The organism is Rhizobium sp. NFR03 (genome assembly GCF_900111275.1).
Taxonomy (GTDB): Bacteria; Pseudomonadota; Alphaproteobacteria; order Rhizobiales; family Rhizobiaceae; genus Ferranicluibacter.
This window is the reverse complement of the sequence record NZ_FOGR01000004.1, coordinates 543,374-567,703: the sequence shown is the minus strand read 5'-3', so window position 1 is coordinate 567,703 and position 24,330 is coordinate 543,374. Positions and strand designations below refer to the sequence as shown.

The 24,330-nt window shown below is 59.8% G+C and carries 15 protein-coding genes and 2 pseudogenes; 14 read left to right on the top strand and 3 right to left on the bottom strand.

Annotation, left to right across the window (positions count from 1 at the left end; genetic code table 11):
- The first annotated feature begins 36 nt into the window (after positions 1-36).
- The 8 genes and pseudogenes from BSG19_RS15800 to BSG19_RS15760 all read left to right on the top strand — a co-directional run bounded on the left by BSG19_RS15800 (position 37) and on the right by BSG19_RS15760 (position 10,666).
- Positions 37-828, top strand: coding sequence for a taurine ABC transporter ATP-binding protein (locus BSG19_RS15800; protein WP_092988946.1), 792 nt, complete (start codon positions 37-39; stop codon positions 826-828).
- Positions 829-920: 92 nt separating this feature from the next.
- Positions 921-1,706: an ABC transporter permease subunit gene (locus BSG19_RS15795; protein ID WP_092989123.1), complete on the top strand. Its 786-nt coding sequence runs from the start codon at positions 921-923 to the stop codon at positions 1,704-1,706.
- 53 nt (positions 1,707-1,759) lie between these two features.
- Positions 1,760-1,873: pseudogene (locus BSG19_RS15790) on the top strand (2-hydroxychromene-2-carboxylate isomerase); the annotation flags it as partial.
- A 77-nt stretch (positions 1,874-1,950) separates the two neighbouring features.
- Positions 1,951-3,345 (top strand): FAD-binding oxidoreductase, encoded by a 1,395-nt coding sequence (locus BSG19_RS15785; protein ID WP_092988945.1) that lies wholly within the window; start codon positions 1,951-1,953, stop codon positions 3,343-3,345.
- Positions 3,342-5,658: pseudogene (locus tag BSG19_RS15780) on the top strand (molybdopterin guanine dinucleotide-containing S/N-oxide reductase). The gene BSG19_RS15785 and the pseudogene BSG19_RS15780 overlap by 4 nt, the downstream one beginning before the upstream one ends.
- 68 nt (positions 5,659-5,726) lie before the next feature.
- Positions 5,727-6,056, top strand: a complete 330-nt coding sequence (locus tag BSG19_RS15775; RefSeq protein ID WP_092988944.1) for a hypothetical protein — start codon at positions 5,727-5,729, stop codon at positions 6,054-6,056.
- Between the two features lie 577 nt (positions 6,057-6,633).
- Positions 6,634-8,082 carry a DUF6212 domain-containing protein gene (locus BSG19_RS15765; protein ID WP_092988942.1) on the top strand — a complete coding sequence of 483 codons (1,449 nt, stop codon included), beginning with the start codon at positions 6,634-6,636 and terminating at the stop codon, positions 8,080-8,082.
- 1 nt (position 8,083) lies between these two features.
- Positions 8,084-10,666 carry a glycosyltransferase gene (locus BSG19_RS15760; protein ID WP_170866006.1) on the top strand — a complete coding sequence of 861 codons (2,583 nt, stop codon included), beginning with the start codon at positions 8,084-8,086 and terminating at the stop codon, positions 10,664-10,666.
- A gap of 297 nt (positions 10,667-10,963) precedes the next feature.
- Here BSG19_RS15760 and BSG19_RS26405 read toward each other — a convergent pair whose 3' ends face one another.
- Both BSG19_RS26405 and BSG19_RS15740 read right to left on the bottom strand, forming a co-directional pair.
- The gene (locus tag BSG19_RS26405; RefSeq protein WP_244529270.1) at positions 10,964-13,888 is read right to left on the bottom strand and encodes a hypothetical protein; all 2,925 of its coding nucleotides are present in this window, start codon (positions 13,886-13,888) and stop codon (positions 10,964-10,966) included.
- 428 nt (positions 13,889-14,316) lie between these two features.
- Positions 14,317-15,300 carry a hypothetical protein gene (locus tag BSG19_RS15740; protein WP_092988938.1) on the bottom strand — a complete coding sequence of 328 codons (984 nt, stop codon included), beginning with the start codon at positions 15,298-15,300 and terminating at the stop codon, positions 14,317-14,319.
- 374 nt (positions 15,301-15,674) lie between these two features.
- Between BSG19_RS15740 and BSG19_RS15735 the strand changes: the two genes are divergently transcribed.
- The 6 genes from BSG19_RS15735 (at position 15,675) to BSG19_RS15715 (ending at position 23,107) form a co-directional block, all read left to right on the top strand.
- Positions 15,675-16,778, top strand: coding sequence for an FAD-dependent oxidoreductase (locus BSG19_RS15735; protein WP_092988937.1), 1,104 nt, complete (start codon positions 15,675-15,677; stop codon positions 16,776-16,778).
- The gene (locus BSG19_RS26115) at positions 16,775-17,545 is read left to right on the top strand and encodes a Rossmann-fold NAD(P)-binding domain-containing protein (protein WP_170866005.1); all 771 of its coding nucleotides are present in this window, start codon (positions 16,775-16,777) and stop codon (positions 17,543-17,545) included. Before BSG19_RS15735 ends, BSG19_RS26115 begins: the two co-directional genes overlap by 4 nt.
- The gene (locus BSG19_RS15730) at positions 17,542-18,372 is read left to right on the top strand and encodes a sugar phosphate isomerase/epimerase family protein (protein WP_170866004.1); all 831 of its coding nucleotides are present in this window, start codon (positions 17,542-17,544) and stop codon (positions 18,370-18,372) included. The genes BSG19_RS26115 and BSG19_RS15730 overlap by 4 nt, the downstream gene beginning before the upstream one ends.
- Positions 18,373-18,674: 302 nt before the next feature.
- On the top strand, positions 18,675-19,040 hold the full coding sequence (locus tag BSG19_RS15725) for a hypothetical protein (protein WP_139274783.1): 366 nt from the start codon (positions 18,675-18,677) through the stop codon (positions 19,038-19,040).
- 269 nt (positions 19,041-19,309) lie between these two features.
- Positions 19,310-21,454, top strand: a complete 2,145-nt coding sequence (locus BSG19_RS15720) for a glycosyltransferase (RefSeq protein ID WP_092988934.1) — start codon at positions 19,310-19,312, stop codon at positions 21,452-21,454.
- Positions 21,455-21,583: 129 nt separating this feature from the next.
- The gene (locus BSG19_RS15715) at positions 21,584-23,107 is read left to right on the top strand and encodes a class I SAM-dependent methyltransferase (protein ID WP_170866003.1); all 1,524 of its coding nucleotides are present in this window, start codon (positions 21,584-21,586) and stop codon (positions 23,105-23,107) included.
- A 420-nt stretch (positions 23,108-23,527) separates the two neighbouring features.
- Here BSG19_RS15715 and BSG19_RS15710 read toward each other — a convergent pair whose 3' ends face one another.
- Entirely contained in the window at positions 23,528-24,298 is a 771-nt protein-coding gene (locus BSG19_RS15710) for a sulfotransferase (RefSeq protein ID WP_170866002.1), read from the bottom strand.
- Positions 24,299-24,330 lie beyond the last annotated feature (32 nt).

Sequence of the window (24,330 nt, the reverse complement as noted above, 5' to 3'; positions counted from 1 at the left end):
CTTTCCGCGCTGGCGTCGCATGCATGAGATCATCCTATGCTTAACGTCGATCAGGCCAGCGTCTATTTCGCAACGCGCGACGGCCGTACCGTTCAGGCGCTGGACAGGGTGTCGTTCGACATTCCCGACAGCGGCTTCGTCGTGGCGCTCGGCGCCTCGGGATGCGGCAAGTCCACCATTCTGAATGCCATTGCCGGCTTCCTGCCGTTGTCGGACGGCACGATCACACTCAACGGCAAGCCTGTCTCAGGCCCGGGTGCCGACCGTGGCGTCGTCTTCCAGAAGGATACGCTGCTGCCCTGGAAGACGATTGCCGACAATGTCGGCCTCGGCCTGACATTCGCACGAGTGCCAAAGCCCGAGCGGCGGGACCGTGTCGAGGAACTGCTGCGCCTCGTCGGCCTTGCCGATTTCGCGGCCGCCTACCCCTATGAGCTCTCAGGCGGCATGCGCCAGCGCGTCGGCATCGTCCGTGCGCTCGCCACCGAGCCCGAGGTCCTGCTGATGGACGAGCCGTTCGGCGCGCTCGACAGCCTGACGCGCGAGCAGATGCAGGAATTGCTGGTCTCCGTGTGGAAGCGCACGGGCAAGCGCATCTTCTTCATCACCCATTCCATCGAGGAAGCGCTGTTCCTCGGCACGCAGGTGCTCGTCATGTCGCCGCGCCCCGGCCGCATCGTCGGGCGGTTCAATCCGCCCTTCATGCGCCGGTTCGCGGAAAACGGCGACGCCCGTGCGGTCAAGACCGCACCGGAATTCACGGAGCTGCGCGAGGAAATCCGCGCCATGCTGCACGCCACGGACACTGTGAGAAGAGACGCCGCATGAGCGAGATTGCGCAAGATATCGTCCTCCGCCCGGACCAGCTCCACACGCACACCCTGTCGCAACCCCTCCCCCGCCCGGTCCGCACGGTGGAAATGACGAGCTTCGGCATTGTGGGCCGCCCGACGGCCGCCATCAGCCTTGTCGCCGCCGTGGTCATCCTGTCGGCATGGTGGGCAGCATCGTGGTTCAGCCTCGTTTCGCCGCTATTCCTGCCGGCACCGGCCGAGGTCGTGACGCAGTTCGCCAACATCTACCGCGATGGCTATGCCGGCGCTTCGCTCGGCGAGCACCTGTTCGCCAGCCTGTTCCGCATCCTCACCGCCGCCGCCATCGCCATCAGCCTGGCGATTCCCATCGGCCTGTTGATGGGCGTCAATCGCGTCGCCAAGGGCGTGCTCGACACGCCGATCGAATTCTACTGGCCCTTGCCGCCGCTTTCCTACCTGCCGTTGATGATCATCTGGCTCGGTATCGGCGAAACGTCGAAGATCACGCTGCTGACGCTCGCCATGTTCGCGCCCATCTGCCTGTCGGCGCAGGCCGGCGTGCGGGCGCTGCCGATCGAGCGCATCAATGCGGCCAGATCGCTGGGGGCGAGCCGCTTCCAGCTCTTTACCGACATCGTCTTTCCCTCGGCGCTGCCGGAAATCCTCACCGGGGTGCGAATTGCGCTCGGCATCGGCTGGGGCACGCTGGTCGCTGCCGAGCTGATCGCCTCCACGCGCGGCATCGGCTTCATGATCATGTCCGCCGCACAGTTTCTGGCGACGGATGTGGTCTTCGTCGGCATCTTCATCATCGCCGCCTGCGCCTTCGCCTCCGCAGCGGCCATCCGGCTTCTGGAAGCCGCACTCGTGCCATGGAAGGGCCGTACCTGAAGCGGCACCATCCCCCCGCACGGGGTAGACCGTCCTCTTCAAGCAAGACTTGTGCGGCCGGCATCTTCGGCCTGCCGACCTATCGCTTCGAGAACGAGCTTTACTGGGGCCAGAACAGCCTGCCCTTTCTCGAACGCTACCTGAATGGCGAAACGCCGATCGCCTGAAACGAAGTCCGGAGCATCCCATGTCGTCATCACCCGCGCTTTCCCCGTCGTCGCTCGTTTCGGAGGCAGCCTTGCACATGCTTCTCGACCAGCTGACATCGCGGTTCGGCGAAAGGTTTTCGGCGTCGCACGCACTGCGCGAGCAGCACGGTCGTGGCGAGTCCCATCACACGCCGGCCATTCCGGATGCCGTGATCTTTGCGGAAACGACGCAGGAGGTGGCCGATATCGTCCGTCTCTGCGCTGCGGCCGGCGTGCCCATCATTCCCTATGGCACGGGCACCTCGCTCGAAGGTCATCTGACGGCGCTGCAGGGCGGCGTGAGCATCGACCTCTCGCGCATGACGAAGATCCTGCGGATCAGCGCGGCAGATCTCGACTGCACGGTCGAGGCGGGCGTGACGCGCGAGCAGCTGAACGCGCATCTGCGCGACACCGGCCTGTTCTTTCCCATCGATCCCGGCGCCAATGCCTCGCTCGGCGGCATGGCCGCCACCCGCGCCTCCGGCACCAATGCGGTGCGCTACGGCACCATGCGCGAGAACGTGCTGTCGCTGACCGTGGTGCTGCCGAGCGGCGAGATCATCCAGACCGGCGGCAGGGCACGAAAGTCCTCGGCCGGTTACGATCTCACCCGCCTTTTCGTCGGGTCGGAAGGCACGCTCGGCATCATCACCGAGGTTACGCTGCGGCTCTACGGCGTGCCGGAAACGATTTCGGCCGCGCTCTGCTCCTTTCCGAGCGTCGAGCAGGCGGTCGCCGCCGCCATCTCCGTGGTGCAGCTCGGCATTCCCGTCGCCCGCATGGAGCTGATGGATCGCGGCCTGATCGATGCCGTCAACCGCTATTCCAGCCTGTCGCTCGACGTCGCGGACACGCTCGCCTTCGAGTTTCATGGCTCGCCCGCGGGTGTGGCCGAGCAGGTGGAGATGGTCGCCGCCATCGTCGAGGAGAATGGCGGACGGGATTTCGCCTTCGCCAGCACACCGGAAGAGCGCAACCGCCTGTGGAAGGCGCGGCACAACGCCTTCTACGCCGTCGTCTCCCAGCGCCCGAACGCGAAAGGCTGGTCGTCGGATGTCTGCGTGCCGGTGTCGGAGCTTGCCGGCTGCATCCTGATGACACGTGAATTGCTGAAAGATTGCAGCGTTCCCGCCGCCATTCTCGGCCATGTCGGCGACGGCAATTACCACGTCGTCTTCGCCGTCGATCCTGACAACACTGGCGAACTCGCCGAGGTCGCCGCCATCAACAAGGCCATGGTCCACCACGCCATCGCCGTCGGCGGCACGTCGACCGGCGAGCATGGCGTCGGCACCGGAAAGATCGGCTATATCAGGCGCGAGCATGGGTCCGCTGTCGATCTCATGGGCGTCATCAAGGCGGCCATCGACCCGAAGGGCATCATGAACCCCGGCAAGATCCTGCCCGACGATGCCTTTCCGTCAGCGGTTGAGAAGACGAGAGCATGACACCGTTCAAGTCGCACAGCTCCCACTGGGGCGCCTTTTCCGGCCGGTTTCAGGACGGGACGCTCGACATCCGCCCGCATGCGAACGACCCGCATCCCTCGCCGCTTCTGGGAAACCTGCCCGCCAGCGCCGACAGCCCCATGCGCATCCGCCGCCCCGCCGTGCGGCGCGGCTGGCTGGAGCATGGACCCGGCTCGGCGGAGATGCGCGGCGCGGATGATTTCGTGGAGGTCGAATGGGACGAGGCCCTGTCGCTGGTCGCAACCGAGCTTCGCAGGGTCTACGACACCCACGGCCCGCAGGCGGTGTTCGGCGGGTCCTATGGCTGGGCGAGCGCCGGGCGCTTCCACCACGCGCAGAGCCAGATCCACCGGTTTTTGAACACGCTCGGCGGCTATGTCAGGTCCGTCAACACCTACAGCTCGGGCGCCGCCATGGTCATCATGCCGCATGTGCTCGGTCCCTATGATCATGTGGAGCGCAAGAGCGTTACGTGGGACGCCATCGCCCGCAGCGCGCAGATGGTCGTCGCCTTCGGCGGCATGGCCATCAAGAACGCGGATGTGCATGGCGGCGGCAACAGCGCGCATATCGTGCGCGACAGGATCGCCAGTGCCAGCGCGCGCGGCTGCCGCTTCATCCTCGTCAGCCCGCTGAGGGACGATTTCCCCCCCGAAGCAAACGGCGAATGGCTGTCGATCACGCCGGGAACGGACGTCGCGCTGATGCTGGGCATCGCTCATGTCCTCGTCGCCGAGCGCCTGCACGACCGTGTATTCATCGATCGCTATACCGTGGGCTACGATCGCTTCGAGGCCTATTTCACCGGCGCCTCCGACGGCATCCCGAAGACCCCGGAATGGGCCTCGGCCCTCTGCGGCATCGAGCCGGAGACGATCCGCACGCTTGCGCGCGACATGGCGCGGATGAGAACGCTCGTCACCGTCAGCCATTCGTTGCAGCGGGCAGACCATGGCGAGCAACCGGTCTGGATGGGCATCGTGCTTGCCGCCATGCTGGGCCAGATGGGACTGGACGGCGGCGGTTATTCCTATTCGCTCGGCGCGCTCGGCAATACCGGCAAGCACGATCTCGCTGTTCCCCTGCCGACGCTCGATCAGTTCCGCAACCCGGTCGCGGATTTCATCCCCGTCGCCCGCATCGCCGACATGCTGCTCCAGCCGGGCGCACCCTATGCCTATAACGGGCAGGCGCGGCGCTACCCGGATATCAGGCTCGTCTATTGGGCGGGCGGCAATCCCTTCCACCATCATCAGGATCTCAACCGGCTGCGCCGCGTTTCGACGGCCGGAGACCATCATCGTGCACGAGACGGCCTGGACGTCCTCGGCCCGGCACGCCGATATCGTGCTGCCGGCAACGACGACGCTGGAACGCGACGATATCGGCGCGGCCTCGGGCGATCCTCTGATGATCGCCATGAAGCAGCTGATCGAGCCGGTGGGGCAAGCGCGCGACGACTATGCCATCTTTTCCGGCCTCGCCCGCCTGCTCGGAACAGGAGAGACCTTCACGGAGAACCGCAGCGCCCGCGACTGGCTCGCCGTGCTCTACGAGACGACCCGCAAGGCCCTTGCCGCCGGTGGCCACGACGCGCCCGATTTCGAGACGTTCTGGGACCGTGGAGAGCTTGCTTTGCCGCTCAAACCGGACACCGGAGGCCCCGCCCGCGCCTTTCGCGAAGACCCGGACGCCTTTCCCCTCGCCACCCCCTCCGGCAGGATCGAGATCTTTTCCGATGTCATCGACAGCTTCGGCTACGAGGACTGCCAGGGCCATCCACGGTGGTATCCGCCGCATGCCGACGCCCCGGGCACGGACCCCGCCCCGCTGCACCTCGTCTGCAACCAGCCGCACCAGCGCCTGCACAGCCAGCTCGACTACGGCGCCGTCAGTCGCGCAACCAAGATCGGCGGTCGCGAGGCCCTGCGCATCCACCCTGTAGACGCCGCCGCGCGCGGCATTGCGGATGGCGACGTCGTGCGCCTCTTCAACGCCCGTGGCAGCTGCCTTGCCGCCGCGGTGCTCAGCGAGGCCCTGCGCCCCGGCGTGATGCAGCTTGCCACCGGCGCCTGGTTCGAGCCGCACGATCCAAAAGCCGAAAACGCCACATGCGTCCACGGCAACCCCAACATTCTCACCCGCGACATCGGTACCTCGCAACTCGCGCAGGGCTGCACCGGACAGCTGACCCGCGTCGAGATCGAGCGCTTCACCGACACCCCGCCGCCGGTGCGGATCTTCGAGCCCATACGGTTTGCACATCGTCCATTCACCGCCCCATCTGGATGAACGGACTATTCACCCTAGGTTCATCCCCCGGTGTCTAATAGTAAGACATACTTAGCAAGGATGACCCAATGACCAAGTTTACTCACGTTTTCGGCGCTGCCGCTGTTGCGGTCGTGCTGGGCCTCACAAGCTTTTCAGCCGCCTCTGCCGCACCGGTCGTGCCGGCGCCCGTTCAGCTGACCGCTGACGCACAGCATGTTCAGTATCGTCATCGCGACGACCGCCCCCGTTGGATGAAGCGCCAGGATCGCAGGCACGAACGCCGCATGGAACGCCGCGAAGAGCGTCGGGGCTACTGGCGCGGTCACCGCGGCTACCGCGAAGCCCGCCGCGGCTACCGTCGCCACTCCGACGGTTACTACTACGCACCGGAAGTCTTCCGTCTGGTTATTCGCTAACCACTTAATGGCCGCCGCTCCGCAAGGAGCGGCGGCTTTTTCTTTTTGGCGGAAGCTACCGGTAGCGATCGTCAGCGGGAGAAAGACGTGCGCGAAGTTGCCTACAGCCTGTTTTCCGTTCTTAGCATGGGCTGCCATGGCCTCCGTGCCTGAGGAGCTGCCGCCCAGAGCATATTCTTCCGTTACATCGACCTTTGGAAATGGACAGCACGCTTGGCCGCATTCACATTCGGAACTCTTTCGCATGGGGGAGAGATACTGCAGGCCAGTCTAAGGCTTCGAGAAGCTCTCGCGCAAAGCCTTTGCCTTCCTCAAGATGGTCTTCATCAGCCTCATACCGCGAAGGCTCAGCGCAGATTGAGTAACTGTGTGAATGGACGCGCAGGCCCCTCCGCGAAACGTCTTTTGCACAGCAGGCTGGCGATGGGCAGTCGAAGGGCCAGCGTGTGGCGCGAAAACCGCGCCATAACGCATTTCTGCTGAACCCCCAACCTGCCGTTGCTCTTGCTTCCAAAAGGCGGCAAAAGCCTTTACATGCATTTTCGTCGCAACACGATTCAGGATATTTGGCACATTCATGCAGGACGCCCCCTCTCAGCATCTCCCAAGGCATAGCTCGGGCCCGTCGGCTCATCTTCCCGTCAAGATCGCATGGATTGCGCTGGAACCGGACGTGCAGGCTGCCGCGCTGACCCATACGTCCGATGAATGCACGCTTGTGGCCTTGTCGATCGACAGCCTCGACGCGACGAATTCCGACGAGACGACAATTCCGGTTGACCTCGATAGTATTATCACCAGTTCGCCGGCTATCCGCGAACAGATCGAGGCCTATTACGCCAGCCCGGCGGGAAGCACCGGCGGACCGGCGCCACTCATCACCCAACTCACCGCGCCCGACCAGGTTACGCCATTCATTTTCGGCCGGATTGGCGCCTGCGTGCGCCGTTTGTCGCGCGCCAATGCCGATCTCCTGCGCTCCACCGCCTCGCTGCGCGCCGATTACGAAGCGACGGCGGCGTCCTTTGCCGCACTGGAAGTTCTGGTCCAGCACAATCGCCTTGCCGAGCGGCGGGCTGCCACGCCCGTCGGCCCGAGCCGGTTCTCCCATCCGGCAGACAGCCTTTCGGTCAAAACCTTCGAACAGCTTCTGCCGGATCAATCCGCGGGACTGTGCGATGTCGCGATCTACCTGCGCAGCCTTCCCAAGAGCGAAGGCGATCTGCATATTCAGCTGCGCGCTCTTGAAAGTGACGAAGTCGTCGGTCGCTGGACCGTGGCGCGCCGCGCGCTCTCGGAAGGCTGGCTGCGCCTGGCACTCGACCGGGCCCTACCCGTCGAATCGTGTTCGCTGCACCTGTCCGGCCGCTGGACGGGCGACGAGGGGCTGCATCTGGGCCTCGGGGTCTCGCATCCGATCGAGCGCTGGCAAGCGGCCATCAATGGCGAGCGGATCGGCAGCACCCTGGCCTTCAATCGCTGGACGGCTTCGCCGGGCCTTCGCCTGGCCCATTCCAGCGAAGCCGTGCGGTTGCTCGGCAGTGGCATGGAGCGCAGCACACTGGCGCTGCAGGCCGACATGACCATCATCGATTCACGGAACGATCCCTCCATGACCTTCTTCCATGAGACGGAAAAGAGCATCCAGGTCCATCCCGTTGGATTGTCACCCACCAAGGCATGTCTGCCGCTCGCCTGTCCAGCCGGTGTCGTGCGCATCTCTGCCCGCGTCGAGACAATGCATCCGGAAGCGGGCCGCGTGGTCTATGGGCTCGGCCTGGGATCGCCGGCCACGCGCGGCGAGATCACCTTGCCGAGCCTCAATCTGGAGCATCAGAGCGACTGGGTGGTACTGCCTGCCCGCACGCCGTCGATGGTGACCCTGTTTCTGGCCGAACCTCTGGCCGAGCCGGCAGACCTCTATCTTCTGACACGCTTACCGGAAGGCGAGCGCGCACGCTTCTGCTGGGCCCATTTCAGCGACATCACCTTCGACTATGCCAAGGGGGACGCGGATGCCGCCTGAAATGTCGCCTTCCGTTCCATTGAAGCGCCGGATCGCCATAATCACGCCTATCTTCCGGCACTCCGGCTTGGTCATCGAAGCGATCGAGAGTATCCGCCAACAGACGCTGGCAGACGAGATTCTGCACGTCCTGGTGAATGACGGCTGCCCGTTCGAATCCACGCACGAGACATGCGCGACCTACGCCACGGCCTATCCCGAGGCGACCCTTTATCTTCGCAAGAGGAATGGCGGCCTCAGCTCTGCCCGCAATTTCGGCGTTCGCCACATCCTGGCGATGCGGCCGGAGATCGAGCTCTTCTATTTCCTCGATGCCGACAATCGCCTGCATCCGCATGCGCTGGAGCGCGCTTCGGCTTACTTGCTGCGGGAAGGGGTGGACTGGGTCTATCCCGATGTCGATATGTTCGGCCTGCGCGAAGGTTGGGATTATGGCGGTGACTTTTCGCCTCTGCTCATGCGCAACATGAACCTTTGCGAGGCGGGTAGTCTCCTGCACCGGCGCGTGTTCGAGGCCGGCGTGTTCTTCGATGAGGCGATGCGTCAGGGCTACGAGGATTGGGACTTCTTCATCAGCGCGTTAGAACACGGCTTCAAGGGAAAGCATCTCGAAAACTTCGGCTTTCTTTATCGCAAAAGACCGGAGAGTATGCTGGCGGAATCCACCAAGGTGGATGCGATGATCCGGTATTCGATGCAACGCAAGCACAACGCCTTCTTCTCCGAGAAGGAGATAAGGGCGCAGGAGCAGCGCGAATTTCCACGCTATGCGATCTACCTGGCCGATGAGAACCGCATCGTCTATGCCAGCGATCCTCATGATCTTTCCGCTGACGTCACGGATTTCCCTGCGGACTTCTGGGCCGCGCTGATCGAGCCCGGCCGTTCCTCGGTGCCAGCCTTCCTGGCGGTGACCACCGCGGCATCTCTGCGGGTTCTCCAGCAGGCAAGGATCGCCTCCTGGCTGTTCTGGGCACTGGAGGAGAAGCTCAGCTTGGCACCGATCGGCGCTGTGCGAGTGGAGGCCAGCAACTTGCCCGGCGAAGACGCCGAGGATTACAGCATCCGCCCTGAGCGGGTAGAGACGGTACAGGACGCGCATCTCATCATGATGCCATTCAACACGCTCGTCGATGTGGCGCGTACCGATCTCGGCTGGCTGCAGACGCTGGTGATGCACAGCGGCTCCGACCTGGCGCAGCTGTCGGTGACGCTTTCAGCCAAGGGCACGCAGACGCTTGGTCGCAAGGTCGGCTTCGATCTGCTGCTTGCCGCGGAGCGGCTGTGCAATTCGCCCTATCGCGAGGCGGGGCGGATCCCGTGGAACTGGCGCAAGACGCTGTTCCGCCGGGTCGATGCCTATCACATCGAACGCAAGGGCTGGGGCGGGGTGGCAACCTTTCCGCCAAGCCGCCGTCACGGCCGCAATATTGGTTTCCTGCTTCCGCTGGTCGAATTCGGCGGCGTGGAGAAGGTCGTGCTGAACATGGCACGGACCATGAAGGCCGAGGGCTGGGGGGTTCACCTCTACATTACCGAGCGCAACAATGGCCGGCTGACCGAAGAGTGGCAGGCCGTGTTCGACAACATCATCTTCCTGCTCGATCCGACACAGATGCCCTGGTCAGGACCGGAGGAGTATTTCGGCACGCCGCTCTCGGCCTGGAACGATCCAGGGCAGCGCGAGCGCGCCGTGGCGCTGATGGGCTGGCAGGATGTGGTGGTCAACGCCCATGCCGCCAGCGCCAATTGGCTGATGGGCGCTTTGCGCCGGCGTAAGGTCGTCACCGTCGCGTCCCTGCATCTGACCGACCTGACGGCCACGGGTCGTCCTGTCGGGCACACGTTCCTGACGCTGGCTTTCGAACATGCCTATGACCACATCGCCACCTGCTCGCAGGGACTGGCGGACTGGTGCCGGGGCATGGGTATACCGGCGGAAAAGCTGGTGCCGGTCGTCAATGCGCCGACCTTTGCGCCAGAGCCCCACGTCATCGAAGAGGCGCTCGCCGGTCGTGGCCGCGCCGACCGCCTTCGCGTGCTTTTCCTAGGCCGCCTGGACCCACAGAAGGGTCTCGATACGCTTGCAGACATCGTCGCGCGCACCCACGAGATGAACCTGCCGATCAACTGGACGATCGTCGGCAAGTCAGTCGTATCCGATACACGCAATCCGGCCGTCGAAACGCTGATGCCGTATCTGCAGCCGCCGGTCTATGACCGGGACGAGCTGATCGCGCTTTATGGAGCGCATGACGTGCTGATCCTGCCCTCGCAATATGAGGGCTTGCCGCTCGTGCTGCTCGAGGCGATGCAACTCGGCGTCGTGGCGCTGGGCAATGATGTCGGCGCGGTGCGCGAGGCCATACGCGATGGCGAGACCGGCTACGTCATGGACCCTACAGGCGATGTTCCCGCCCAAGCAGTCGCGCATCTGCGTGAACTTGCGGAAAATCGCGACAAGCTGCGGAGCCTAAGCCAGGCGGCCGTGGCGGCCATGGAGCAGCGCGACTGGTCGCAGGCTATGAAGGGACTGATGCAGGCGATCGACAAAAGGCTGGAGCTGCGCGACAAGGCGAGCTGACTGCTAATACCAAGTGTCGATTATAGAAAACTATAGGACAGGCGTCTTGGGTTTTCTGGCTAGGAGAGGTTCGCAGATCGATGCCGTCGCATCCATCAAGAGCCTCGACAACGCCAGAGGCAAGCACTGAACCATCCTATAGGTTCCTATCATCGACACTTGGTATAACAGAGAGCACCGAACAACAACGCCCGCGGTGTGGACATCGCGGGCGTTTTTGTTGGCCGATGAGTTCTAAAAGCGTTGGACCGGAAAGCAGGCCTCGGGGTTCAACCCGACGCTCCCGATCGGTACGGATCAATAGCCTGCATAATACATCGTTACGGCCTTCGGGAACTCGCGGAAGATCGCGTCATAACTGCTGACATGCCCATCGGTCGCATCGTCAAATGGAGCGAAGCGTCTGACATAGCGGTTTCTCAGCCGCGACTCTCCCCAATCCGCTTCCTCGCGGTCGCGTGTCTGGATGATAACCAGATCAAAATTATCCTTCGGATGCAGATCCTGAAGGGCATCGCGGATCAGTCGCGCTTTTCCGCGCACATCCTCTTCATCGGTCTTGTAGAAATAGGCCGTGCGATCGTCCGAGGCAGCATCGCGCAGAAACTTCGCGACCAAATATTCGACCTTCGACCGATAGGCTGCCCAGGTCGTATCGAACTGCGGATCTTCGCTCGGCTCACCTGTCGCAAAGGGGTTGTGAAAAAGGTAATCATAGCGCGTGTCGAGCAGCATCGAGGGATGGCTGTGAGGCCGGATGTTGTCCAGTTCCGCGACTCCTTCGAAACGGGTCTTCAAGAGACGCAGCAAGGCACTGCAATCCGTGACGTTCCAAGAGAAGAAGCTGGAGCTGTCCTGCTGCAGGACGCGCCGGAACTGGAAGGCAATCTCGCAATTTGACCCCAGGGAAATATAGTGCTGATACTGTGCTGCCATGCTGGGTTTCCCATGCGTTGTTATTTGCGGCCTGCGGTCCAACGGTCGGAGCCCAGCATCCACCAAGGCTTCATCTTCTGCCGTCGCTTGAAAAAACAATTCTTTAAAATGTTCCGAGGCAAGCGCTTGGAGATCGCGCCAGTCCAGCTGAAAATTGCTCCGCAACGCTTCCATGCCTTCTACGGCGATGTCCCGCACCAGCTCTGCCGGCAGGTGGCGCGCGGCACGTGCATGCTCCCGGTAGTAGTCGTAGAGATGACCGTACAAGTGGTCATCGGCGGAGAAACCGCGATTGGAATAGGCGACACCCGGGAGATTCGCGATCCATCGGTACTTGGCCATGCCCGCGCCGACCGGTGCGATGAAAGCATCCGCCATCTGTGACAGGACGATGCTCTCGGCGCCGGAACAATTGATGCTGTTAAGGATCATGACATCCGGGTCGAGCCGGTCGATGATCGACTGAGCCATGTCGATCTCTTCCTGAACCGACATGAAGGCGTGCGTCCACCCCTGTGAGACGCCGGTATTGATGCCGTCCAGAATGAAGCCGATCGAGGGAAACTCCGCGTGAAGACCCTCCATCATCAGGCTAAGCCCCTCGGCCTGTCCGATCCAGGACCGGTTGCCGAGCCGCAGCGTGACGAGCACCAGCGGGAAGCAGTGCTTTCGCAGCGCACGGGCCTCCTCTATAATAGTGCCCTTCGCCTTGTCTGCCGCTGCGATCATCACGCGATTGGCGAGTTCCTCGGTGATGTAATTGGATTTGAGCGTCAGAATAGTCTCGCCAGCCAGGATGCGCAGATCCGCATCTTGCTCATCGTTGAGAAGCAGTAGTGGCTGTTTTATCTGTTCGGGATAAAGATCGCGGACATCGCAGATGATCGACATATTCTGATAGACAGCAAGACCGTCAGCCTCCGTCCGCTTCGCATAGCGGAAGAAGGGCGACCAACCTGAGATCGCATTCCAGATGTAATGCCCGATATGGGGTAGGACCGGCGCGACGACGTGGATCGAGCCATTGAAGGCGTCAGATGATGGGTAGGCCAGGACCGAAAATTTCGCAAAATGAAAAAAGAGCCGATGGACAAAGGCGGTGATCGCTTTCGCGCTGATTTTGCTTTCCCGAAAGAACAGGATCGTCCGGAGGCTAGGGAAGATCCAGACTGTATCGGACAGATAGCAACCCGCCTCACACCATTGGGCCACGATGAAACTGTTCTGTCCTTGAGGGAAAGCAAACGCCTCCGTCCCGATCATCCTGCCGGTTTGTAAAAGACCGCTTGCAAAGGGCGAGAGCGATCTCTTATGGCGTTGATCTAAAACATCTAAAATATCTCTAACGCGCGGCTTAACATTCTCGTCCCATCGCCAAGCCTTGCCAGCCTCCTTAGGAGAAATAACATCGACATAAGCAGTAGGACCGGCTTCAAGAACCTCAATGAATGTTTCTGACAAACCGCGTTTGATGAGTTCTCGACGATTTTGCCCGAGTCTTGACGTCGGAATAACGTCATATGTTTCAATCAGTGCTGCTAAGTCGTGCCGAAGCAATGCTTGGCCACGTGGCCAGTCCACAGTTCTGCCGGATACGAATTCGATAATAGCTTCATTAATTCGATCCAGCCTGTCAGCACGCTCATCTCCACGCTCCCCGCTTATCTTCCGGATAACCCGGCCATCGGGATCGGCATACCAAACCAACTCATAGAGATCGGGCGAGTGATCGTAAGCTAGCCGCAAAGCTTCGTCTAGCATACCGTTATCAAGCGGCGGATTACGATGGAGAAGATTGACGAGTTCTACAATTGCCGACGCCTTGGCAGTCCCCTTGTCTTGAATAGCTGAGAGTTCGCCGATGATAGATTGTAGATCCGCAATGGCCTCTCGCGCTTTATCAGTATTTTGAGCTGCAGCGGCGAAAGCCCGGTAGGCACTGCCCCACTGCCGCGGATTCGTCTTCAGCGCCCATCTAAGTTTCTGGTAGGTTTCGATATTGGGCGTTAGTTGATATGAAGCAGCAGCGTAATAGACGATGAGTTCGCCATCATCTGGATAAATTTTCAAAGCCTTTTCGCCAACGTCGAAAGTAAGATTAACAAGATCATGCTCGAAGGCGAGAACGACCGCGCTTTGGCATATATTCAAACTCGGTATATCGATGAGATCCGCCAAACGTGCGTAGGCACGTGCAGCTTCAGAACGTCTCCCCCCTGCCATCGCAGTCTGAGCAGCTTCCTGCAGCGCTTTAATACTTATCTCTTGATCGATATCAAAGATCATGAAGCCGTTTCCTTACTGCCCATCTTTATTCACCTCTCGCACGAAGACCTGACCCTCTAAAGTCTAAGTTGGGCTCGCGAGGGGCCGGTGTGCAAATAGGGATTTAGAGCCTCAAGCTGATACCTGATTGGGTTTGATACTCTATGTTGAACTCAAACGACCCGGAAAACCATGCGCATGCGTTGCTCACCAGTACGGCCTGATGCGGAATTCTGCCTACCCATGAACCGCGCCAGAATCTATGATTGCGTTGTGGGTCATGCTCTTAGTAAGAAATTACACGTGTATCTAATATCAATGGCGTACACCAGCATTTGGAAGCTCATTTTGCATGATTTCCATCTACAAGCACGATTATGAATTACGTAATCTTCTTTAAAGAGAAGATTACGAGGTCATATGAGCTTGAGGGAAAAGAAACGACAATGTCAAATTTCCACCTTTGGCATCGCGCTCGCATTGGAAATCTCTTCAATAAGATTATCATAAGATCCCGCAGCATATCTCTCATACTTTACGGGATGAATATAATCACGCCCTTCTTGAAAACGATCAATGACCCAGTTAATATCATTTGCAAGCTCACGATCTTTCTGCCAAAGGATTGAGCTCTTTAACTGAAGCGTATGCTCTGTATTAAGGCGACCGAAAGTCCACACTAGCGAGGTTGGGATCGTTATTTCGGGGAAAAGCTGCATCGAAGCCAGAACACCCATCGTATGAATCCATTCAGGAAACTGAGCCATCGGCACAGTAAATATGTCTGAATATCCTCCGTAGAGCGGGTATTCGATTTCAAAGACCTGATTGCTATCGACATGGTTAGGATTCATGTATATCTGTTGATATATAAAGGGATAAAAATACATGTAACTCAAATCCGACTCTCTAGCCTCTAGATGAGTAGGCCCCCCATCATGGCCGGCGCCTTCAGAGATTTTGCTGACGACCTCCCTGCTTGGAAGATATTGCTTAGCCTTTTCCGCCCCACTGCCGAGAAAAGGGTCCATAGGAAAGCGCCACTTATAAGGTAGGGCGGCCTTCCATATCCAATCGAAGGCAAATCTTCCCAACTTACCGACGCCTGCAATGAAGGGGTGCTCGTTGAGATTTAGAAGATCAGTAACAGAATTTTCATTGTAGCGGCCCGCCAGCATGAGATCGTTGTGAACAAACAAGACGTGCTCACAGTCACTGAACCGCTCCTTAATTCTATCACGTGCGTCAACAATTATTGCGTCGAAACTATACGCGCCATGATAGACTGTGTGAACATCATCACTTTCTTCATCTCTGTGAAACGGAATAAGAAAAAGTATTTTCGAGAATCTTGGCCCGTAAATTTTCCTCAAAATGGGGATTTGAAGTGGAAATGGATGGTTGAAAATGAAGCATATTCCGACTTTTGCCACCGCTATGCACCTTCTTTGCTTTCTGCTTGATTTTTAGCAATAATCCAAAAATTTCCCTGAATCTTACATTAAAAATGGTAATGTATTTTAGGGTTAATCTTTGTCGCCTTCTAATGGTTAAGGTTGTGCTGTAAATATCGGCCGAGCACTTCGCATAATTTGGTGACAATGTCCATGCCGCTCGACGGCGCTTGATGACATGACGTTTTCTTTTGAGGCTCTTCGTGTGATGGTCATTCAGTTGGTCGCGGCAGACTGAAGAGGCTTTGACTGCGTTCGCGCGCGGTGATATGCGGCCGCGGACGTGTTATTATTTCCCCAAGGCTTTCAGTGGAAGTCGATAAAAGCCGCTTGACATATTCGTGGAGACGGAATTGCCTTTTAAAGTCGCAATCATCGGGGCCGGTTGGTATGGCTGCCACATCGGCTCTTCGCTGGCGAGCCTTGGCTTCGAGGTCAAGATATTCGAGGCAGAGCGGCGGACGCTGCATTGTGCCTCCGGCAACAACCAGTTCCGCCTGCACATGGGTTTCCACTATGCCCGCCATCACGGCACGCGGCAGCAGTCGCGCGATGGCTTCCTGCGCTTTCTGGAGCGCTATCCGGATCTCTCCGCCCCCATCGCGCACAACATCTATGCCGTACCGAACCGCGACAGCCTGATGGACTTTCCAACCTACAAGATGATCATGGCCTCCTCGGGCATCGATTTCATCGAGACGACGCAGACCAAGCCCTGGCTCGAGAATATCAGCGGCGCGGTGCTGGCGGAAGAGCGGGTGCTGATGATCAAGCATGCGCGTGAACATTTCGAGGAGCGGCTTGCCAATATCCTCCAGCTTAACGCCCGGGTCACGTCGCTGAAGCGGTTCGATACGCATGTGGAGGTGGATGGCGAGCGCTTCGACTATGTGATTGACGCAACTTGGGGCCACTTCTCCGATATTCCGCGCGACATCTTCTTCGAGCCGACCATGCTGCTCTACTACGAAGCCAAAGAGCCGCATCCAGCGATCACGCTCGTGGATGGGCCGCTCTGCTCGGTCTATCCGACAGAGGATCCCTCGATCTTCACCCTGTCGAGCGTGGTACATACGCCGCTTGGGCAATATGCGAGTTCTGAGGAGGCCTGGGCAAAGCTGCGCAGCGTCGATGGTGAACTGGTGGCGATGAAGCGTGCGGCGATGGAAGAGCAGATCCGCCGCTATGTGCCGCATTTTGCAGATTCCTTCAGCTATGGCGGTGTTCAGCTCTCTATCAAGACCAAGCCGATGGGTAAGGAAGATGACCGCAGCTGCGCCATCTATCGCGATGGCCGAACGTTCAGCGTGCTCTCGGGCAAGATCGACACGATTTTCTACGCCACGGAGCGGATTCTCTCGCTGCTTGAAGAAAACAATTCCAAAGGACCTGTTGCGCGATCCTTCGCAATCCGCGACGACATTCTCATGCCGGGTTTCGGGGGAGCGAGCAGATGAGCGCAAAGACGGGCTTGATCGGTTACACGGGGTTCGTCGGCTCGACGCTGGCGCGCAGCCACGCCTACGACGCACGCTACAATTCCTCCAACATTCAAGAGATCAAGGGGGAGCATTTTTCGACGCTGGTCTGCGCCGGGGTCTCGGCGGTCAAGTGGCTGGCCAACAAGGAGCCGGAGCAGGACAAGGCCGGCATAGCCCTGCTGACGGAGCCGCTGGAAACGGTGAAGGCGGATCATTTCGTGCTGGTTTCCACGGTCGATGTCTATCCCGTCCCCGTTGGCGTGAGCGAGGCCGATCAGCCCGATCCGGCATTGGCGCAGCCCTATGGCCGTCATCGGCGCGAACTGGAACTCTGGGCGCAGGCCCGCTTCAAGCGCTGCACGATCATCCGCCTGCCGGGCCTCTTCGGCGAAGGCCTGAAGAAGAACCCGATCTACGATCTTATCGTCGGCAACCAGGTCGATAAGATCGTGCCGAACGCTGCGCTGCAATGGTATCCGATGCGCCGCTTCGCCGACGATCTCGACAGAGTCGTGGCCTCGGGCCTCGAAGTGGTGAATGTTGCGGTCGAGCCGCTGGAGACCGCCGCCATTGTCGAGACGTTCTTTCCCGGCACAGAGATCGGCGGGCCATCGCAGGCCGCGCCGCGATACGACATGCGCACGCTGCATGCCACTCTTCTCGGCGGTCAAGGCGATTATCATATAGACCGCGCGACCATGCTGGACGAACTCAAGCTGTTCATCGAAAGCGCCAAGGCATGAAGCTCGGCCTATCCAATCTGGCTTTTGAGCAGGAGCCGACCGTAAGCGAACTCGAAGCGCTGGCGGCTATCGGCTTTACCGGCATCGAGGTGGCTCCGACTCGGATCGCCCCCTGGAGCGAGTTGACCGACCAGCGGCTGGCCGATTATGCTGGCAATCTCGCACGTTTCGGTCTCAGCGCCTCGTCGCTGCAGGCGATCTTCTTCGGCGCCGAGGGTGTCGAGTTACTAAGCGAGCCTAGCGCGTTTGAGCGTATGCGCATGCATATTCATCTGGTCGGCAGGGTCGGCCAAGCGCTAGGCGCGCGCACGGCTGTGTTCGGCGCGCCGCGCCAGCGCCGCCGCGGTGCGCTCAGCGTGGCGGAGGCCTTCGATCTGGGCCGAGAGCGGCTCGGTGCGCTGGCGCAGGTCGCCGCGCAATATGGTCTGGTGCTGGGCCTCGAGCCGGTTCCGCAGAGTTATGGCTGCGACTTTCTCGATCGGTGGACCGAGATGCGCGAGATGGTCGATGCGGTCAGCCATCCTGGGCTCGGCATTCATCTCGATACGAGTTGCGTCGAACTGAGCGGCGACAGCATTATCGAGGCCATTCATGGCTGTGCCGGCAAGATCGTGCATTTCCATGCTGCCGAGCCGGATCTGCGCGGCTTCGACATGCCTGTCGCAGATCACCCGGGCGCCGCCGCGACATTGCGCGCCCAAGGCTATGACGGCTGGGTGGTGGTGGAAATGCTCGCCGCCAAGGCCGGTGGGCCTGACGCCTTCGCCACGGCCGCACGCTATGTTAATAGGGTCTATGGGGACACAGCCCTGTCCGGTCAGTCCTGATCGGGCTGACCCTTGTCGCCGCACCTTGCCTGAAAGCCGACGGAGGAAGGTTACGCTTCGGCTCCGTGGCGGCGCCTATCGCGAGATGCGATGACCCGACATCAGGCTCCGGGACGGTGGCGTGGCGCGAGATATCGATGGGTTGAATCATGAGCAGTACTGGCGTGAGGCGGTTGAGGCTATGCGCACCGCGGCGGGGATGGCCCTGCCCAGGCTGACCGGCTCGTTCACCTGATGCTGGCCGCAATGTCGTGCTAAGCTTGGCAGCGAAACGCGATCTCTCCATTCGCGACGGCCGCTACGTGGCCCAAGGCGAATATCCGCAATTTGCCGTCCGGTTTCCCTGGAAGCTGCCTTTCGGAAGGGTCGAATCCTGTCAAAAGCCCGGCGGACAAGGCGCGCCGAACCGCGACGGCCTCACCGCGCCAACCCCCTTCAACGTCTCGCGCCTCTGCAATCTCGGCGTCGAGGCTGCGTCAGACAGACGCGTCTGCCTCCTCTGCCTCGTCAAGAACAATAACGTCGCGATTCGGCCGGATTGGCTGTTGGCCATTCTGCGCGATGTCGAAGCATTCGGGGCGAAGCTGCTCCATCCTTCAGACCATGTGCAGCATGCGTGCATCGCTGGAGGCACCCGCATGGTCTTGCGGCCATGCCTACACATGTGAGACCGCGAAACCGACGGCACCATCCACATCAGAAGTTGACGTGTCGGCATAATTTTCCTCAAAGCCATCGCCGATCCGGCAAGGCTGCCATCGCGTACCGCCGCCTGCCTTCATGAACTGAGGGCCATGCCTATTGTGCATGCGACAGGGCGTTCCCTTGCAAACCCACCTTGCAAATGCCAAACCTGACCGAACGACAGAGCGGCATACGTGAAGGACAATGCCGCCCGAACGCGGCGCTCGGACGGGGGTAACATTTGGGCCAGAGCATGAACTTTGACGGCAACGAGACGCCTGGCCCGCGTGCGGAATTCGACGTCTCCATCATCCTGAATGTGCATGACGAAGCACGGTATGTCGTGCGGACGCTTCTATCCCTCGAAGAGGCCGTGCGTTACGCCCGCCAACTCGGCAGCACCTTCGAAATCGTCGTCGTCCTCGACAGGGCCGACCGGGAAACGGATGCGATTGTGCAGACCTATGATTACAGCGCCTTTAATGGCGCAAGTATCGTGGAGGTCGACCATGGTTCGCTGGGGCTGTCGCGCAATGACGGCATCCGCGCCGCCCGCGGGACCTATATCGCTACGGCCGACGCCGATGATCTGATTTCCTTCGACTTCTACGAGCGCATGCTTGCCGTGGCGACATCGAGCGACCGCTTGACCGTCATTTTTCCGAACTATGTCATAGGCTTCGGCGAAACCTCCTATATCTGGAAATTTTATGGACGGGAGCATATTGGCGCCTGCGACTTCTTTGCGCAGCATCCCTATGTCTCGCGTCTGTTTTGTCACCGCCGCGTCTTCGACGAGCTCCGGTTTCTGGATATGTCTCTCGACCCTCGGTTCGCCTATGAGGAATGGCATTTCAACAGCGAATGCCTGGCCTCCGGTCACGATATTCAGATCGCAGAGAACACGGTTCTCTTCTATCGGCAGAGACAAGGCAGCCTGCTACGTCGCGCCAACGCGCTTCGCAATCCTGTAATTCCTCCTAGTCGGCTCTTTCGGCCTTATACTTATCTCAGACTAAACGCCCCTGTTTTCGATGCTCAGAAGCAGCCAGACACCGATCCGCGCGAGGCGCTCCAGCTGGAGGACTTTACGCAGAAGCCCGGCATGATCGACATTCTTGCCGCGGCCAACCGGATCGATCCCACCATCAATCTCGAAATTCTCTTGCGCCGCAAGATCCAGTCAAACCTGCCGGCCGACCGTTCAGCGTCAGAGGCCTATTTCAATCTCTGCCACGCGGTGGCGGGACGGCAGTTCACCGATGTCTTCCTGCTGCCCTTTCTGGCGGCCGGAGGTGGCGAGAAATATCTGATCTCGATTGCCGAGGCGCTGGTGGATCTCGAGCCCGCAGGCCGATGCCTGTTCCTGGCGGGGCAACCCTTCGACGAGACGGCTTGGCTCAACCGGCTGCCTGAAGGCAGCGTCTTCGTCGATCTCACACGGCTGACGGCCACGCCCCCGAGCGTGGATGACATCCAACTGGTGACCCTGCGGCTGCTCCAGAACATTGTCGGTGTCAGGCGCATCCACGTCAAGCATTCCAGCTATGGCGACAGGTTTCTCAAGCACTTTGCGGCGAAGATCGACGGCGCGGAGATCTATCATTATTATTTCTGCGATCCGTCAGCGGAAATTTTCGGCCGGGATTTCAAGAACGGCTATGCTTTCGAGGTAGTCTCCGAGACTGCCGACGTAATCCACGCGATCGTCTCGGACCATACCCGGCATCTGTCGGACGCCATCGACCGGATAGGACGTCCAATCGCCGACAAGGCGCACGTGCTCTACACGCTGTGCGAGCCTTCCCCACACGAGACAGCGCAGGATGAGCAGCCGCGTCAGCGCCTGCTCTGGGCCTCGCGGCTTGACGGCCAGAAGCGGCCCGATCTCCTGCCGCTGATCGCGCGGCAACTGGCGCGGGAGCGACCTGAAATCGTCATCGAGGTCTTCGGCACGCGGAGCGATGCGCGCTTTGATCCGGCTGCCTTCGATGGGCTGCCAAATCTCCTTTACAAGGGGCCCTTCACGCGTTTCGAAACCCTGCCTTTGGCCTCTTTCGACGCCTTGCTGTACACAGCCGCCTTTGACGGGCTGCCGAACATCATTCTTGAGGCTGCGGCGGCCGGGATGCCGGTCCTTGCGCCCGATGTCGGCGGCATCGGAGAGTTTATCGATGAAGAGACCGGCTATCTCATCGATAGCGATGTCGATCGGGATGCCGTGGCTGCCAATTACGTCAAGGCGATCCAGATGCTCTATGACAACTGGCCCGAGGCCCGTAAACGCGCTGCAAGAGCCTCGGACCGGCTGCGTCAGCGGCATTCGCGGGTGGCCTATCTGAAAAGGATCGGCGAAATCTTCAAGCCTGTGTCAGCGCTAGCCAAGCCGCGTCCATAGAGCATAACGACGAATAACAATATCAGGTTTTCGAAAAAGATCTGAAGTGGAAGCAGAGCCCCGAAACATCAGGCTGATTCTGATTTTCAATTAAGTACTTCAGACACCAACTTGAGCAGAGGAATGAGCATGAGCCTCGAGCGTCTTCCCTTCGACAATCCCGAAGTGACCTATCACAGCTATAACAGTGCGGAGCATGTGGTCCGCTATGCGGCCTTGCGTAATCTGGTCGCCGGCAAGCGGGTTCTGGATGTCGCATGCGGCGAAGGCTATGGCTGCCGTCTGATGCACGACTGGGGTGCGCGTGCGGTTGTGGGCATCGAGATTGATCAGCAGGCCGTGGCAACCGCGCAGCGGCTCTTTGGCGGCGATGGCATATCGTTTCTTCAGGGCGATGCCGAACAGCTGGAGACTGTGCTGGCCGACGTCGAGCTCTTTGACGTGATCGTCTCCTTCGAGACAATCGAACATCTGGGCAAACCGGAGGACTTTCTGAGGAAGCTGCCCGGCTTGCTGGCCGAAGGTGGCCTAATGGTCATCAGCTGCCCGAACGACAAGGCCTATCCCGGCCATGACAACAGCTTTCATATCCGCCCCTATAGCTTCGCTGAGTTCCGCGAAATGGCCGAGGCGCATCTTGGCGTGGCTGACACCTGGCTTATGGGCACGCCGATCCTGGGCATGCTGAACTTCACTATTGGCGACGACTTTGTCGAAATTCCGCATCACGATCAGGTGAGCATGATCAAGGTCAAGACGGTCGAGAACGCCGTTCAGATTCCGGCCCAGCACAACGTCGTCACCACTGACGAGAGTTGCGCACATTATATCGGCGTCTGGGGCGGCTCGCTGCCGGCCAATCTTGCGCTCAGCACCCTATCGCTACCGAGCTACCTGGAGCCCTGGCAACTGATCGGCTGGCTTCGTCAGCGTGTGGCAGAGCTGGAGGCTAACCAGAAGACAGGCTCCTCCGAAAGCGAACGGTTGCAGGCCGTCATCGGTGAATTCGAGCGGCTCAGCGTCGAATGGCGCCAAGCCCAGTTCGAAAGCCGCGATAGCGAGATTGCCCGCCTGAAGAGCCTCTGTGACAACCAGGCAGAGCGGCTGGCCACCGGCACGGTGCAGCAGATGGCGCTCAGAGAGCGACTCCGCAGCCTCCTTCTCGATTCGTCTGGATCGCAGGACATCTCGGACGATGCTCTCGCTGCGGATCTTGACGCACTCAAGGCCAAGACCAGGGGCCTGATCGAGAAGACGCGCCTGCCAAAGGACGAGGGAGCACTCGAAGTCACGCGGCTGAGCATTGACAGCCGCGAGTTGCAGTTTGAAAAGGAGGTCCAGATCCTGCGCAGGCGTCTGATCAGCGAGGCCGAGCGGGCGCAGCTGGTGATCGCCGACCTGCAGATGCAGCTCGATGAAAGCCGCCAGCTGATCGACGACTGGTTCGTTCCGGAAATCGGACGTTTAAAAGAGACGGTCGAGACGCATGAAAAGACGAAGCGCGAGTGGTGGGAGCCGCAGCTGGAGGCCCGCGCCGAGCGGATTCGCGCGCTTGAGGAGGCCTTGGCTGGAACCGAAGAAGAGAGCAACTCGCCAGGCGAGACAGAGCCTCAGGAGAGCGGGGAGCCCGAGCGTATCGATCGGCAAGAGTAACTTGAAGATATGATGCCTGGTGTTGGGGACGGGCGACATGCGTCCCTATCCGCAAGACAAGCAACTCGGACGGAGAATCCGAGTCCTATCAGACAACGCAAATGCGTTATGGGCTCACCATCTCCGGATAGTATTCCGCAAGTGCCGCTCAAGGAGACTTCAACAAATCGCAGAACTACCTCTTATAACGAGCGGCAGGTCTCCGCGCTTGATCGCAATACCATCCGAAATCGGTCCGATGTTCCAGCGGTCTATTTTGACATTTGCAACCGCTTGCAGCGCCTCGCACGGCAAATATCAAAATCGTGAAGGGCGTTACTGAGATTCTGTCTCAAAATGGAGTTACAGATATAAAATTTGATCCGTGAGATCGCCGCGGGCGCGTATCAACATCGATTCCGTCCATCAGGCTCGGACCGCTTACCGCGCCCGCAGATATTTCGAGGTCTGCAGAAAAGAGTCTGGTTCTGGGCCAAAGGTTCGCCACATAACGGCGATGCGTTCCAGATAGGTTTCCAGGTTTTCGACGGCCAGGATCTCCCGAACAGCCGTTTCGATCACCGCAGCGCTTTGGCGATGCTCGACATGCCTGACCTTGAAGGCATCCAGCATCTGAGGCTGATAATCTATGCCGAGCTGCTCGCAGAGCTTCGGCACTTGGACTGCGGGCTCGGAGGCGAAGTCGTGATAGTTGACCGCGAAGCTGACCGAGGCGTAAGGATGAATGATCAGCTCCGCCATCTGCGCAAGTTGCTGCACGATCTCCTCACTGTCAAAGCCCCAGTAGAGGCGGGCCGAGACCGCGACATCCACGGGGTTGCGCAGGATCGTGAACATCCTCGATCCCGGAAAGCTCTGATGCAGCACGTTCCAATACCATGCGGGAAAATCGTCGCCCGCATAATGCCATATCGCCTGCGGAATCCCGATCGGCTTATGCAGCCAGAAGCGCTTCTGGGACGGGAAGAGGTGGGAAAAGAGGCCCTGGACCGCCCGCGCGCTGAAGGCATTCCGGTCGAAGACTTGATTCCGGTCAGCATTCATTCTGACCACGCCACTGCTCTGTTCCGCTGCCATCCAGGCAAAGAATATAGTCTGTGCGGTCTCGCCAACGAACTCCACCTCGCGATGCTGATCGAGAACCGAGGAGATCAGCGAGGTGCCGGAGCGACCGAAGGAGATCAGGGTCAAGGGCGTGTTGATGTTGTTACTGTTCGGCATGA

What these genes read in the sequence shown, in the direction of transcription:
- BSG19_RS15730 (WP_170866004.1), top strand. Translation starts at nt 17,542, where the DNA reads ATGAAGCTCGGCCTATCCAATCTGGCTTTTGAGCAGGAGCCGACCGTA.
- BSG19_RS15800 (WP_092988946.1), top strand. Translation starts at nt 37, where the DNA reads ATGCTTAACGTCGATCAGGCCAGCGTCTATTTCGCAACGCGCGACGGC.
- BSG19_RS26405 (WP_244529270.1), bottom strand. Translation starts at nt 13,888, where the DNA reads ATGATCTTTGATATCGATCAAGAGATAAGTATTAAAGCGCTGCAGGAA.
- BSG19_RS15765 (WP_092988942.1), top strand. Translation starts at nt 6,634, where the DNA reads ATGCAGGACGCCCCCTCTCAGCATCTCCCAAGGCATAGCTCGGGCCCG.
- BSG19_RS15715 (WP_170866003.1), top strand. Translation starts at nt 21,584, where the DNA reads ATGAGCCTCGAGCGTCTTCCCTTCGACAATCCCGAAGTGACCTATCAC.
- BSG19_RS15785 (WP_092988945.1), top strand. Translation starts at nt 1,951, where the DNA reads ATGCTTCTCGACCAGCTGACATCGCGGTTCGGCGAAAGGTTTTCGGCG.
- BSG19_RS26115 (WP_170866005.1), top strand. Translation starts at nt 16,775, where the DNA reads ATGAGCGCAAAGACGGGCTTGATCGGTTACACGGGGTTCGTCGGCTCG.
- BSG19_RS15760 (WP_170866006.1), top strand. Translation starts at nt 8,084, where the DNA reads ATGTCGCCTTCCGTTCCATTGAAGCGCCGGATCGCCATAATCACGCCT.
- BSG19_RS15720 (WP_092988934.1), top strand. Translation starts at nt 19,310, where the DNA reads ATGAACTTTGACGGCAACGAGACGCCTGGCCCGCGTGCGGAATTCGAC.
- BSG19_RS15775 (WP_092988944.1), top strand. Translation starts at nt 5,727, where the DNA reads ATGACCAAGTTTACTCACGTTTTCGGCGCTGCCGCTGTTGCGGTCGTG.
- BSG19_RS15795 (WP_092989123.1), top strand. Translation starts at nt 921, where the DNA reads ATGACGAGCTTCGGCATTGTGGGCCGCCCGACGGCCGCCATCAGCCTT.